Here is a 13,375-nt window from a genome sequence, read left to right as displayed (position 1 = left end):
TCTGTACGGGAAGAGTCGGAGAGTCGCCCATGACGGATCTGCTGGACGCCGGGGAACAACTGGGCCGGGACGAGCTCGAAGCGTTGCAGCTCACGCGGTTGCGGACAACGCTGCGGCACGCGTACGACAACGTGCCCTTCTACCGGGAGTCGTTCGACGCCGCCGGGCTGCGCCCGGACGACTGCCGCTCGCTCGCCGACCTCGCGCGCTTCCCCTTCACCGCCAAAGCCGATCTGCGCGACAACTATCCCTTCGGGATGTTCGCCGTCGAGCAGAAGGACGTCCGGCGTATCCACGCCTCCAGCGGCACCACGGGCCGCCCGACCGTCGTCGGCTACACGCGGGCGGATCTGGACACCTGGGCCGATGTCGTCGCCCGCTCGATCCGCGCGGCCGGCGGCCGGCCCGGCCACAAGGTCCATGTGGCGTACGGATACGGCCTGTTCACCGGCGGTCTCGGCGCGCACTACGGCGCCGAACGGCTCGGCTGCACCGTCATCCCGGCGTCCGGCGGCATGACCTCACGGCAGATCCAGTTGATCATGGACTTCCGGCCCGAGATCATCATGGTGACGCCCTCGTACATGCTGACGCTGCTGGACGAGTTCGAGCGCCAGGGCATCGATCCGCGGACGACCTCTTTGAAGGTCGGCATCTTCGGGGCCGAACCGTGGACGCAGGAGATGCGGCGGGAGATCGAGGAGCGGTTCGCGATCGACGCCGTCGACATCTACGGTCTCTCCGAGGTCATGGGCCCCGGCGTGGCACAGGAGTGCGTCGAGACGAAGGACGGACTGCACATCTGGGAGGACCACTTCTATCCGGAGGTCGTCGACCCGTTCACCGGTGAGGTGCTGCCCGACGGCGCGGAGGGCGAGCTGGTCTTCACCTCCCTCACCAAGGAGGCGATGCCGGTGATCCGCTACCGCACCCGCGATCTGACGAGGCTGCTGCCGGGCACGGCGCGGGTGTTCCGGCGGATGGAGAAAGTCACCGGGCGCACCGACGACATGGTGATCCTGCGTGGGGTGAATCTCTTCCCGACGCAGATCGAGGAGATCGTGCTGCGTACGGCGGGGGTCGCCCCGCACTTCCAGTTGCGGATCACCCGCGACGGCCGGATGGACGCGCTGACCGTACGGGCCGAGGCGCGGGCGGAGGCGACGCCGGATCAGCGCGCGGCCGCCGCGCGGTCGATCGCGACGGCCGTGAAGGACGGGATCGGGGTCTCGGTGGCGGTCGACGTGGTGGATCCGCAGACGCTGGAGCGCTCGCTGGGCAAGATCAAGCGCATCGTGGACCTCAGGACCACCCCCGGCCCGTCCGGCGAGTGAGGAGGAGCCCACCACCGGGCGCACCCGGCGGTCACCTCGCGAACCGGTCCCGCAGCTCGCGCTTGAGGATCTTGCCGCTCGCGTTGCGCGGCAGCTCCGTCACGAACAGCACCTTCTTCGGCGCCTTGAAGTGGGCGAGCTTCTGCCGTGCGTGGTCCAGGAGTTCGCCCTCCGTGACCTCTCCGCGCGGCACCACGACCGCGGTGACGGCCTCGATCCAGCGGTCGTCCGGCAGACCGATCACCGCCGTCTCGGCGACGCCCGGATGCGTGTACAGCGCGTCCTCGACCTGGCGTGAGGCGACCAGCACACCACCGGAGTTGATGACGTCCTTCACCCGGTCGACCACCGTGTAGAAGCCGTCGGCGTCGCGCACGGCGAGGTCGCCGGAGTGGAACCAGCCGTCGCGGAAGGCGTCCGCCGTCTCCTCGGGCTTGTGCCAGTACCCGGCGCAGAGCTGCGGGGAGCGGTACACCACCTCGCCCGCCGTGCCGTCCGGGACCTCCTTGCCGTCCTCGTCCACGACCCGCGCCTGAACGAAGCGCACCGGCCGCCCGCAGGAGTCCATCCGGCCCTCGTGCTCGTCCGGGCCGAGGACGGTGGCGAGCGGGCCGATCTCGCTCTGGCCGAAACAGTTGTAGAAGGCGAGCGACGGCAGCCGTTCGCGCAGTCGTTCCAGCACGGGCACCGGCATGATCGACGCGCCGTAGTACGCCTTGCGCAGTCCGCCGAGTTCGCGGGTCGCGAAGTCCGGATGGCCGGAGAGACCGATCCACACGGTGGGCGGCGCGAAGAGACTGTCCGCGCGTCCCGCCTCCACCAGGTCGAAGACGGCCGTGGGGTCAGGCCCGTCGAGGATGATGTTCTGCGCGCCCACGGCCAGATACGGCAGCAGGAACACATGCATCTGCGCCGAGTGGTACAGCGGCAGCGAGTGGATGGGCCGGTCGCTCTCCCGCAGGTCCAGCGCGCCGATGGCGCTGGCGTACTCGTGCACGAGCGCCCGGTGCGTCATCATCGCGCCCTTGGGCAGCGCGGTGGTGCCCGAGGTGTAGAGGAGCTGCGCCAGGTCGTCGGGGTCCCGGTCGGGGTCGTACGGCTGCGGGTCGGCCGTCGCGGCGAGCAGCGAGTCGTCGCTGTCGCGCAGCGCGCGGACGGCGATGCCCGGCGGGACACGGTCGGCGAGCGCCGGGTCGGCGAGCACGAGGGCGCTCGCGGACTGCTCCAGGATGTACGCGAGGTCGTCGCCGGTGAGGTGCTGATTGACCGGTACGTGGACGAGCCCGGCCCGCGCGCAGGCGAGGAAGGCGATCAGATACGCGTCCGAGTTGTGGCCGTAGGTGGCGACGCGGTCGCCGTCCTGGAGACCGTGCCCGCGCAGGGCCGCCGCCGCTGTCGAGACGGCGGCATCGAGCTGGGCGTAGGTCCAGGTGCGGTCGGCGTAGCTGAGCGCGGTGCGGTCGGGGACCCGTCGGGCGCTGCGGCGTACGACGCCGTCGACGGTGCTGTGGAGCAGTTCCCTGAGGGCGCGTTCCTCGGCGTTCATGGCGTGATACTCCGTGGCGTCATGGAGCGGGTCAACCCCCTACGGGCTCACGGCGAGGAACACGAACGCCGCGAAGATCGCCATATGGACGCCGCCCTGGAGCAGCGTCGCCCGGCCCGGCACCACCGTCAGCGCGCCCACGACGACGGTGAGCGCGAGCAGGACCATGTGGGTGGCGCTCAGCCCGAGGACCAGCGGTCCTTCCAGCCAGATGGTGGCGAGCGCGATCGCAGGAATGGTCAGGCCGATGCTGGCCATGGCCGAGCCGAGCGCGAGGTTGAGGCTGGTCTGTACGCGCTCGCGGCGCGCGGCCCGTACGGCGGCCAGGGTCTCCGGCGCGAGGACGAGCAGGGCGATGATCACACCCACCACGGCGTGCGGCATCCCGGCCGACTCGACGCCCGACTCGATGGTCGGCGACACGGCCTTCGCGTCGCCGACGACCGCGACCAGCGCGACGAGCAGCAGGACCGCGCTCAGCATCGTCGCGCGCCTGGTGGGTACCGCCGCGTGCTCGTCCACCTCCTTGATCTCCCCCTCCTGGGTGACGGGCAGGAAGGACTCGCGGTGGCGCAGGGTCTGGATGGCGACGAACAGCGCGTAGAGCGCGAGAGAGGCGATCGCGGCGAACGTGAGCTGCGCCGTGGAGAACTCGGGTCCGGGCTTGCTGGTGGTGAACGTCGGAAAGACCAGGCTGAGCGTGGCGAGCGTCGCGACCGTCGCCAGCGCGCCGCCCGAACCCTCGGCGTTGAAGACGGCGACCCGGCTGCGGAGGGCACCGACCAGCAGGGAGATGCCCACGATGCCGTTGCACGTGATCATGACGGCGGCGAAGACGGTGTCCCTGGCGAGGGTGGCGCTCTTGGCGCCGCCGTCGACCATCAGGGTGACGATCAGCGCGACTTCGATGACGGTGACGGCGACGGCGAGCACGAGGGAGCCGAACGGCTCGCCGACCCGGTGGGCGACGACGTCGGCGTGGTGCACGGCGGCGAGTACGGCGCCCGCGAGCAGCAGGGCCACCAGGGAGACCGCGTAGCCCGGCAGATCGCGGCCCCAGCTCAGGATCAGCGCCACCAGGGCGAGAAGCGGTACGACCACGGTCCACCGGGACCACAGCGAACGGACCCCGGTACGCGTCGTCATACGCCTCACGCTGCCAGAGGTGCCGGGCACCCGCGCGGCGAGTCGCGGCGTCGTGGGCCGTACGGAGGCCGGGCAGTAACCTCGTGCGGCGGACAGTTTCGGACGGGGCGTCACTTCAGAGGGGTGGCCGGATGAGCGGGGACGCGGCGGGCGGCGGGATCAGCCGGCGCAGGCTCGGCGGGGGCATGCTCGCGCTCGGCGGCGCCCTCGCGCTGGCACCGGTCCCGTTCGCCGACGCGGCCACCGCCATGGGCACGGGGCCTGAGTCGTCCGACCCCGCCGGTTCGGGCTCCAAACGCCCGGCCCCGACGCTGCGGCGCGGCTCCCCCGCGCGCGCCGGGCTGCTGGCGGAGCCGCTGGAGCGGCTGGTGACCGACGCCGAGCGGTTCCTGGCGCCCTCGCCGGCGCACCCCTGGTACGCGGGCGCCGTCCTGCTCGCCGGGCGCGGTGGCACGGTCGCGCTGCACCGCCCGATCGGCAAGGCCGTGCGCTACTCGGCGTACGACGAGGCGACCGGCACCGGTGTCGAACTCCCGGCCGAGAGCCAGATCCCGATGGCCGAGGACACCGTCTTCGACCTGGCCTCGGTCTCGAAGCTGTTCACGTCGATCCTCGCCGTACAGCAGATCGAGCGCGGTGCGCTGGTCCTGGAGGAGCGCGTCGCGTCGTATCTCCCGGACTTCGGCGGCGCGGGCAAGCAGGAGGTGACGATCCGTCAACTGCTCACGCACACCTCGGGGTTCGCCGCCTGGATCCCGCTCTACCGGGAGCCGACGCGGGAGGGCATGCTCCGGAGACTGTGGGACGAGGCGCCCACGAGCCCGCCGGGCAGTGTCTACCGGTACTCGGACCTCAACCTGATCTCCCTCCAGCTCGTGCTGGAGCGGATCACCGGGCGCGCGCTGGACGTCCTGCTGCGCGAGGAGATCACCGCTCCCCTCCGTCTGCACCGCACCCGCTTCAATCCGCCCGCCTCCTGGAAGCCGGGGATCGCGGCCACGGAGGACTGCCGGCGGCCGTGGTCGGGGCTGGACCGCGGTCTGGTGTGGGGCGAGGTGCACGACGAGAACGCGTACGGGTTCGACGGGGTCGCCGGCCACGCCGGGGTCTTCTCGTGCGCGTGGGACCTGGCGGTTCTGGGCCGTACGCTCCTCAACGGCGGCGCGTACGGGCGGACGAGGATCCTGAGCCCGGCGTCGGTGGAGCTGATGTTCACCGACTTCAACACGGACTTCCCCGGTGACGGGCACGGTCTGGGCTTCGAGCTCTACCAGCACTGGTACATGGGGGCGATGGCCACGCCGCGCACGGCGGGTCACACCGGCTTCACCGGGACGAGCCTCGTCCTCGATCCGACGACCGACTCGTTCCTCGTCGTGCTCGGCAACTCCATTCATCCGGTGCGTAGTTGGCGCTCCGGCAGTGCGCCGCGAGTCGCCGCGGCCGACCATATGGCGCGCGCCGTGCCGGTCACGCCCGGCGCGGGCCTCTCCGCGTGGTTCTCGGGCATGGCCGCCGGAGTCACCGCCACGCTCACGCTGCCCGCGCTGCGTATCGCGACCGGGGAGGGGCGGTTGCGCTGTTCCCTGTGGTGGGACACGGAGCCGGTGACGGGCGAGCTGGTCCTTGAGGCGTCCGGCGACTCCGACGCCCGGTGGCTGCCGGTGCCGTTCACCACCACACCCAGCGGCGGCCCGGAGGCGGGCATGGGCACACCGCGTCCGGCGGGCTCGGTCTCGGGCTGGTCGGGACGCGTCTGGCACCGGCTCCACGCCGACCTCGCCGCCTGGCAGGGGCGGTCCGTGCGGCTGCGCTGGCGGTACGCGGCCGGGGGCCCGTACGTCGGCCGTGGCGCCTATGTGGACGGGCCGCGGGTCGAGGACGGCGGCCGTACGGTGTTCGACGGCTCGCGGCGCGAGGACGCGGCCCGTGTCGAGCTGGACAACTGGAGCGTGTCGGCGCACTGAGTCGTACGGGCCCGGCCTGCTCCGCCCTGCCCCGCTTCGGGCGGTGCGCGGTGACGCACTAGGGTTTTCCGGGTGACTGCGACCACCGCCTTCAGCGACGCGTTCCTCCGGATGACCGAGCGGCACGCCGCCTGGGGCGCCCAACAGCTCGAAACCTTCAACGAGTTCATGCCGGCCGGGCCGTGGACGGCCGATCTCGACCAGCGTCTCTACCGCCAGGTGGACCGCGATCTGCGGATCTCGGTGCTGGGGAGCTTCGACACGTCGGAGGGCTCGTGGCTGTGGGGCTGGACGAACCCCGGCTTCGGGGGAACGCCCGTCGTCGGCGCGGCGAACGAGATACGGCGCCTCGGCGAGGCGCACGGCATCCCGGAGTTCAGCGACGACCTCGTCGACCTGTCGGCGTTCGACGACCCGCGTTTCGCGGTGGAGACCCTGGTGTTCGGGGCGATGGGCGCGCTCGGCGCCACCGGCTACCTCGGCGTCCAGGCGTCCCCCGAGGGCCGGTTGTACATGGTGCCGGACGACCCGGGGGTGCCGCGCGCCGTGCCCGACGCCCTCACGCTGCCGCGTGTGCTGCTGACGGGTGCGGGCCTGCTGGGCGGGAGTTCGGCCCGCGCGGTGGTGGCCGGGTACTTCGGCCACCACGGTCTGACGCAGCGTCAGGAAGCGGACCGGATCAGCGCCGACCTGCCGGGCGGCGCCACGGCCGATGTCCTGTTCGACGGGGCCGGGCGCGTGGCGTCCGTCGAGATGAAAAACGTCTCCCGATAGCCGTACGCGGCCCCCGCTCAGCAGGCCCCCCGCTCTCAGCCGGCCGCCGGGATCCGGCCCGACTCCAGCACCGCCATCGCGGCGTTGTGACCGGGGACGCCGCTGACGCCTCCGCCGCGTACGGCGCCCGCGCCGCACAGCAGCACGTTCGCGTGCGCCGTCTCCACACCCCACCGGCCCGTGTCCGCCGTGGCGTAGGGGAAGGCGAGATCGCGGTGGAAGATATGGCCGCCGGGCAGCCGCAGTTCACGTTCCAGGTCCAGCGGCGTCTTCGCCTCGACGCAGGGCCGGCCGTCGCCGTCCTCGGCGAGACAGTCGGCGATCGGCTCGGCGAGGTGCGCGTCGAGCTGGTCCAGGGTCGCCTTGAGCAGTTCGTCCCGTACGGCGTCGTTGTCCCGCGCGAACAGCCGCGCGGGCGTGTGCAGTCCGAACAGGGTGAGCGTCTGGTAGCCCCGTTCCACGAGATCGGGGGCCAGGATCGACGGGTCGGTCAGCGAGTGGCAGTAGATCTCGGAGGGCGGCGCGGACGGGAGCCGGCCGCCGGCCGCCTCCTCGTACGCCGTCGCCAACTGCCCGTACCCCTCGGCGATATGGAACGTCCCGGCGAAGGCGTCGCGCGGATCGACACCGCGGTCGCGCAGTCGCGGCAGGCGGCGCAGCAGCATGTTGACCTTCAACTGGGCGCCCTCGGCGGCGGGAAGGGGCGGTTCGTCGCCGAGCAGCGCGGCGAGCGCCCGCGGGGACGCGTTCACCAGGACATGGCGCGCGGCGACGCTCCCGGTGTGACCCGTCTTGGTACGGAAGGCGATCTCGGCGCGGTCACCGTCCGTCTCGACGCGGGTCGCCTCGTGCCCGGTGACGATCTCCGCGCCCGCCGCGCGGGCCGCGTCGGCGAGGGCGTCGGTCAGCGCGCCCATGCCGCCGACCGGCACGTCCCAGTCGCCGGTTCCGCCGCCCACCACGTGGTACAGGAAACAGCGGTTCTGTAGGAGGGTCGGGTCGTGGGCGTCGGCGAAGGTGCCGATCAGCGCGTCCGTCAGGACGACACCTCTGACGAGGTCGTCGGCGAACCGCTCCTCGATGGCGACACCGATCGGTTCCTCGAACAGCATGCGCCACGCTGCCTCGTCGTCGACGCGGGCACGCAACTCGGCGCGCTCGGGCAGCGGTTCGGTGAGGGTCGGGAAGACACGCTCGGCGACCCGGAGGGTCGAGGCGTAGAACGACCGCCAGGCCGCGTACTCGGCGTCGCCGCCGGTCAGGGCCGTGAAGGACGCCCTCGTACGGTCGGCGCCGCCGCCCACGAGCAGTCCGGTGGCCCGGCCCCCGCGCTCGGCCGGCGTGTACGAGGAGACGGTCCGCTTCCGTACGGCGAACCGCAGCCCCAGATCGTCCACGATCTTCCGCGGCAACAGCGACACCAGATACGAGTAGCGCGAGAGCCGCGCGTCGACGCCGGCGAAGGGGCGGGTGGAGACGGCGGCTCCGCCGGTGTGTCCGAGGCGTTCCAGGACCAGCACGGTGCGCCCGGCCCTGGCGAGATAGGCGGCGGCGACAAGTCCGTTGTGTCCGCCGCCGACGATCACGGCGTCGTACGAGGCGCGGGCGGGAGAGGAGAGTGCGGGCATGGCTCTTGGTAACACGTTTGCCGCTTCCGCGGGACCACGCCCCTCGGGGGCGCCCCGTCGCCGAGGGGCGTGGCCGGTGCGCGGTCAGGGCGCCGACGGCCCGTCGCCGGTGCGCGCGAGTGCGGTGTTGTACCGCGTGTCGTCACCGGTGACCGCGCGGCTCCTCTCGCCCGACACGGACGTCGGGGCGTCGCCCACGAGGGTGATCCGCTGGACGCGGCGCGGCAGGTCGCCGTAGTCGGCGACCGCGTAGTGCTGCGTGGCGCGGTTGTCCCAGAACACCACGTCGCCGTCGCGCCAGTTCCAGCGGACCGAGTTCTCCAGGCGGGTGACGTGACGCTGGAGGATGCCGAGCAGATCGCGGGAGTCCTCGGCGTTCCAGCCGACGAAGCGGCGTACGAAGCCGCCGAGGGTCAGCGAGCGCTCACCGGTCTCCGGGTGGACGCGGACGACCGGGTGCTCGGTGACGTACTCGGTGGAGGTGAAGACCTCGCGCTGCGCGCGGGCGGCCTCGGAGTCGTCGCCCGGCCGGTAGGTGGCGTAGTCGTACGCGTTGGAGTGCACGGCCCACAACTGGTCGGCCAGCAGCCGCAGTTCGTCGGGAAGGGTCTCGTACGCGTGCACGGTGTCGGCCCAGACGGTGTCCCCTCCGTAAGGAGGGATGGTCACGGCGCGCAGGACCGAGCCGAGCGGTGGGTGCTGGACGAAGGTCACGTCCGTGTGCCAGTGGTTGGCGCGGCCCGCCGTGCGGCTGTAGTCCAGGTCCAGGACGGCGGGGGCGTCCTCCAGGGACGGGATGGTCGGGTGGGCCGTCGTCGGGGTGCCGAAGCGGCGCGCGAAGGTCTCCTGCGAGGCGGCGTCGAGCCGCTGGTCGCGGAAGAAGACGACCTTGTGGGCGAGGAGGGCGGCGCGGATCTCGGCGATCACGGTGTCGTCGAGATCGGCGGCGAGGTCGACACCTTCGATCCGGGCGCCGATGTTTCCGCCGATCTTCTGTACGGAGACGACGGAGGTGGGTGCGGTCATGGCTGGGCTCCTTGTCCGGACGGGCCGGATGCCGGTGAAGTGGTGTGAAGGGACGGCGATGGGCGGGGCGCGAGGCGCGGACTCCCCCGAAGCCCCCGAGGGGGGGCACGGGAGGTACCCCCGGCGCGTGCTGCCGGCCGGCCGACAGCCGAGGGCGGTGAAGTGGTGGGCACGGAAGGCGTTGACCCGCTCCCGCCCGGCGGCGTCGCGCGCCGCTGCCCGCACAGTCACCGTCACAGTCACGACAGGCTTGAGGAGCCCGCCACGGGACACGGATCCGGGGAGCACACCACCGGGGCCGCCGACGGCTGTCGACACGAGGGGGCGGCTGGGCTCACTCGGAGCGACGGACAGGGGCGGCCGGACACGTTCGGCCATGCCCGCGATCGTCGCAAGCGGGCGGTGCGCGGTCAACGGCCGGGGGTTACGCGCGTATGGCAGTCGTGCGAAGCCTGCTCCGGGTCCGTCCGGCGTCGTACACCGCCCGCGATTCACGAGGACCCAGGTCCTGTCCGGCGGGTCTTCGGGGGCCCGGAACGCCTGGTACGGCACCTCGCCGCGTTGTCGAATCGCCCAAGTACGTCCAGTACGAGCGCGATCCTCCGCCTTGCGATGCACCGCCCAGGCGCTCCGGGCTGATCCCCGAAGATCCGCCGGACAGGACCTAGTTCCGCCCCGTCTCGCGCTGCTGGCGCAGCGCCGCGACGCGGCGGTACAGCTCCACCGCCTCGCCGCCCCTGCCGAGCTGTTCCAGGCAGTGCGCCTCGTCGTTGCGGCTGGCCAGTGCGTCGGGGTGGTCCGGGCCCAGGACGCGTTCGCGGGACTCCGCCACCCTGCGGTAGACCGTCAGGGCGTCGGCCCAGCGCCCCAGCCAGCCCAGGGCGACGGCGACCTCGCGGCGGCTGACCAGGGTGTCCGGGTGGTCGGGGCCCAGCACCCGTTCGCGGATCGCGCACACGTCGCGGGACTCCACGAGGGCTTCCTCCCAGCGGGCGAGCCGGCCGAGGTTCACCCCCAGTCCGTGCCGGGCGCGCAGCGTCTCGGGGTCGGTGGGGCCGTGCACGCGGGCACGGTCCTCCACCAGGCCCCGGTACAGCTCCAGGGCCTCGGCGCTGCGGCCGAGGCGGCCGAGGCTGATGCCGACCTCGTAGCGCGCCGCGAGGCTGTCCGGGTGGTCGCCGCCGAGCGCGTGGGCGCGGCCGACCGCGACGTCGCGGTACGTCTGGAGCGCTTCCGTCCAGCGGCCGAGCATCCCGAGCGCGTAGGCGACCTCGTACAGCGTGACCAGCGTGTCGGGGTGGGTGGCGCCCAGGACCCTGGTGCGCGCGGTCGCCACCTCGTGCGCCATCCGGTACGAGTCCTCGATCCGGCCGAGCCGGCTGAGGTTGAAGGCGAGGTTGTGGCGGCAGCGCAGGGTGTCGGGGTGGTCGGGGCCCATGGTGCGTTCGCGGGAGGCGAGCACCGCCGCGTACACCTCGTGCGCCTCGAAGTGCCGGCCGAGCTGACCGAGGACGTACGCGGTCTCCTGACGTGCCGCCAGGGTCTCCGGGTGGTCGGGGCCCAGCGCCCGTTCGCGGCCTTCGGTGACGCGGACGAACTCCCGCAGGGCGTCCGCCGTGCGGCCGGTCCGGCTGAGCGTGAAGCCGACCTCGTAGCGGCTGCCGAGGGTGTCGGGGTGGTCGGGCCCCAGCGCGTGTTCCCGCTCGGCCGCGACCGCCCGGTGCACCTCGCCCGCCTCGTCCCAGCGGCCGAGCCTGCCCAGGCTGAGGCCCGCGTTGTGTCTGCTGTTGAGCACGGCGATCTGTTCGGGCGAGGGTGTGGGGCGCTCGGGGCGCGCGTACCCGCCCGTGACGGCGCTCGTCGGCCCCGAGGGTGTGGTCCATTCGCCGGTGAGTCCCGCCGTGTGGTCGGGCGGTGCGGTCCGCAGGGCGGTGGAGCCGGTCGCCCTGTGGCCGATGGTCATGCCGTACGTCCAGGAGGGCAGCCGCGAGCCCGGACCGCCGGACCCGTGCGACGTGGAACGGGCGGCGGACGGCGGATGCGCGAGTACGGGCGGCAAGGACGACGAACGACCGTCCCCTCGGCCCTCACGGCCCTCGATGCCGTCGTGGCCGGACATCGAACGGGCCGCGATGATCCGGTGCCGCAGCGCGGTGGCGTCGGACGGCCGCTCCTCCGGCGTCTTGGCGAGCAGGTCGAGGACTATCCGGTCCAGGAACTCGGGCAGTTCGGAGCGGTGGCTGCGCAGCGGCGTCGGGACGGTGTCCCGGTGCCCGACCAGGACGGCCCACGCGTCGTCCAGATCGAAGGGCGGGACGCCGGTGGCGATCTCGTACAGCACACAGCCCAGCGAGTACAGATCGCTGCGATGGTCTATGTGGCCGCCGCCGATCTGCTCGGGCGACATGTAGTGCGGCGTGCCCATGGCGATGCCCGTGCCGGTGAGCTTGGAGGTGAAGCCGATGTCGTGGCCGAGCCGGGCGATGCCGAAGTCGCAGATCTTCACCGCGCCGTCCGTCAGCCGCATGATGTTGGCGGGCTTCAAGTCCCGGTGCACGATGCCCTGTTCGTGCGTGTACGCGAGCGCGTCCGCGACCTGCTCGGCGATGTCCACGATGTCCGGCACCGGGAGCGGCAGCGGTCCCCGCCCGTTGTCCTCCAGGAGCTGGCTGAGGTTGCGCCCTTCCAGCAGCTCCATCACCAGATACAGCACACCGTCGTGCTCGCCGAAGTCGTGGACGACGGTGACGCCCCGGTGCTGGAGGGCGGCGGCGACGCGCGCCTCGCGGCGGAACCGTTCGCGCAGCACCCGGGTGAAGGACTGATCCTGCTGCGGGCCGAGCGGCTTGAGGCATTTGACGGCGACGTGCCGGCCGAGCGATTCGTCCTGGGCCCGCCACACCTCGCCCATGCCACCGCGCCCGATCAGATCGAGCAGCCGGTACCGGCCCTGGATCAGACTCGTTTCCGCCATTGCCCGCTGTCGCCCCCGTCGCCTCGCTGCGCCCTCCCCGGCCCGTCCAGTATGGCCGCCCGTCTGCGGAGTTTGGCAGCCTGTCTCCGGAGTTCGCGTGGGCCGGGCCGGGTGTCGCGCCCGAGCCGGGCCATCGCGCCCCTGATGTGGCCCGGCGGGATGCGCCGGCGCAGCCGGCCCGGGACGGCGCGCAGGAGTCGCCCTGTGACGACGAGGCGGCGCGTGACACGCCGCGGGCCGGGGGCGTCCCTGCCGTACAACTCGTGGGCGTAGCCGGGCAGTGCGTCGTACGCGAGGGCGGAGACGTGCCGCCACAGCACCGCGCGGGCGGGGACGAGCAGGGGGTGTACGGGCGGACGGCGCAGGAAGTCGTCCACCTCCCGCGCCTCGGGCCCGGCGGCCAGCTCGGGCCGTACTCGTTCGAAGTACGCGGCGAGTTGGGCTCTGTCGGCGGGCACACGCGCCGGGTCGAGGCCGACCAGGCGGGCGCCTTCGCGGTGTTCGTCGATGTAGAGGTCGGCCTGGGCGTCGCTGATGGGGAGTCCGGAGCGGCGCAGGACGTGCAGGTAGGAGTCGACCTCGGCGCAGTGCACCCACAGCAGCAGGTCCGGTTCGTCCACGCCGTAACGCTCACCGGTGGCCGGGTCGGTGACCTTGATGTGGGTGTGGATACGGCGGACGCGGGCGCCGGCCTTCTCGGCGGCGTCGGTGGTGCCGTAGGTGATGGTTCCGACGAAGTTCGCGGTCCTCCTAAGACGACCCCAGGCGTCCTTCTTGAAGTCGCTGTTCTGTATGACGCCGCGCACGGCGCGCGGGTGCAGGGCCTGGAGGTAGAGCGCGCGGACCCCGGCGATCCACATCATCGGGTCGCCGTGGAGCTGCCAGGTGACCGAGTCGGGGCCGAAGAGGCCGGGGTCGGGGGCAGCGCGAGCGGGGACGTCGGCGCGGGCGTCGCTGTCGCCGTGGCTCACCGTGATTCC

At 72.5% G+C, this 13,375-nt stretch carries 9 protein-coding genes; 3 read left to right on the top strand and 6 right to left on the bottom strand.

Annotated features, from left to right (window positions below):
- The first annotated feature begins 29 nt into the window (after nucleotides 1–29).
- Nucleotides 30–1,334: a phenylacetate--CoA ligase PaaK gene (paaK, locus tag OG329_RS38145; RefSeq protein ID WP_405801376.1), complete on the top strand. Its 1,305-nt coding sequence runs from the start codon at nucleotides 30–32 to the stop codon at nucleotides 1,332–1,334.
- Between the two features lie 31 nt (nucleotides 1,335–1,365).
- Here paaK and OG329_RS38140 read toward each other — a convergent pair whose 3' ends face one another.
- Nucleotides 1,366–2,880 carry a fatty acyl-CoA synthetase gene (locus OG329_RS38140; RefSeq protein WP_405801375.1) on the bottom strand — a complete coding sequence of 505 codons (1,515 nt, stop codon included), beginning with the start codon at nucleotides 2,878–2,880 and terminating at the stop codon, nucleotides 1,366–1,368.
- A gap of 39 nt (nucleotides 2,881–2,919) precedes the next feature.
- Nucleotides 2,920–4,026, bottom strand: a complete 1,107-nt coding sequence (locus OG329_RS38135) for a calcium:proton antiporter (RefSeq protein WP_405801374.1) — start codon at nucleotides 4,024–4,026, stop codon at nucleotides 2,920–2,922.
- A 131-nt stretch (nucleotides 4,027–4,157) separates the two neighbouring features.
- Between OG329_RS38135 and OG329_RS38130 the strand changes: the two genes are divergently transcribed.
- Together OG329_RS38130 and OG329_RS38125 are read left to right on the top strand one after the other, a co-directional pair.
- Complete coding sequence (locus OG329_RS38130) at nucleotides 4,158–5,993, top strand: serine hydrolase (protein ID WP_405801373.1); 1,836 nt, start codon at nucleotides 4,158–4,160, stop codon at nucleotides 5,991–5,993.
- A 72-nt stretch (nucleotides 5,994–6,065) separates the two neighbouring features.
- Nucleotides 6,066–6,767, top strand: coding sequence for a DUF6882 domain-containing protein (locus OG329_RS38125; protein WP_405801371.1), 702 nt, complete (start codon nucleotides 6,066–6,068; stop codon nucleotides 6,765–6,767).
- Between the two features lie 35 nt (nucleotides 6,768–6,802).
- Here OG329_RS38125 and OG329_RS38120 read toward each other — a convergent pair whose 3' ends face one another.
- From OG329_RS38120 to OG329_RS38105, 4 genes are all read right to left on the bottom strand, one after another.
- Nucleotides 6,803–8,395, bottom strand: a complete 1,593-nt coding sequence (locus OG329_RS38120; RefSeq protein ID WP_405801370.1) for a phytoene desaturase family protein — start codon at nucleotides 8,393–8,395, stop codon at nucleotides 6,803–6,805.
- Between the two features lie 84 nt (nucleotides 8,396–8,479).
- A complete protein-coding gene (locus OG329_RS38115) occupies nucleotides 8,480–9,421 on the bottom strand; it encodes a TauD/TfdA dioxygenase family protein (protein WP_405801369.1) in 942 nt (313 codons plus the stop codon).
- Nucleotides 9,422–10,085: 664 nt separating this feature from the next.
- Entirely contained in the window at nucleotides 10,086–12,395 is a 2,310-nt protein-coding gene (locus OG329_RS38110; RefSeq protein WP_405801367.1) for a tetratricopeptide repeat protein, read from the bottom strand.
- Nucleotides 12,377–13,366: an oxygenase MpaB family protein gene (locus OG329_RS38105; RefSeq protein WP_405801366.1), complete on the bottom strand. Its 990-nt coding sequence runs from the start codon at nucleotides 13,364–13,366 to the stop codon at nucleotides 12,377–12,379. Before OG329_RS38105 ends, OG329_RS38110 begins: the two co-directional genes overlap by 19 nt.
- Between the last annotated feature and the right edge of the window lie 9 nt (nucleotides 13,367–13,375).

The sequence above is a fragment of the Streptomyces sp. NBC_01506 genome (assembly GCF_045040295.1).
In the GTDB taxonomy this organism is placed as follows: domain Bacteria; phylum Actinomycetota; class Actinomycetes; order Streptomycetales; family Streptomycetaceae; genus Streptomyces.
Note: the sequence above shows the minus strand (reverse complement) of the source record. Positions and strands in the feature narration are given on the sequence as shown.

Bases quoted from the DNA above. Each gene is read 5' to 3' on its own strand.
- paaK (WP_405801376.1), top strand. From the start codon at position 30: ATGACGGATCTGCTGGACGCCGGGGAACAACTGGGCCGGGACGAGCTC.
- OG329_RS38140 (WP_405801375.1), bottom strand. From the start codon at position 2,880: ATGAACGCCGAGGAACGCGCCCTCAGGGAACTGCTCCACAGCACCGTC.
- OG329_RS38135 (WP_405801374.1), bottom strand. From the start codon at position 4,026: ATGACGACGCGTACCGGGGTCCGTTCGCTGTGGTCCCGGTGGACCGTG.
- OG329_RS38130 (WP_405801373.1), top strand. From the start codon at position 4,158: ATGAGCGGGGACGCGGCGGGCGGCGGGATCAGCCGGCGCAGGCTCGGC.
- OG329_RS38120 (WP_405801370.1), bottom strand. From the start codon at position 8,395: ATGCCCGCACTCTCCTCTCCCGCCCGCGCCTCGTACGACGCCGTGATC.
- OG329_RS38115 (WP_405801369.1), bottom strand. From the start codon at position 9,421: ATGACCGCACCCACCTCCGTCGTCTCCGTACAGAAGATCGGCGGAAAC.
- OG329_RS38110 (WP_405801367.1), bottom strand. From the start codon at position 12,395: ATGGCGGAAACGAGTCTGATCCAGGGCCGGTACCGGCTGCTCGATCTG.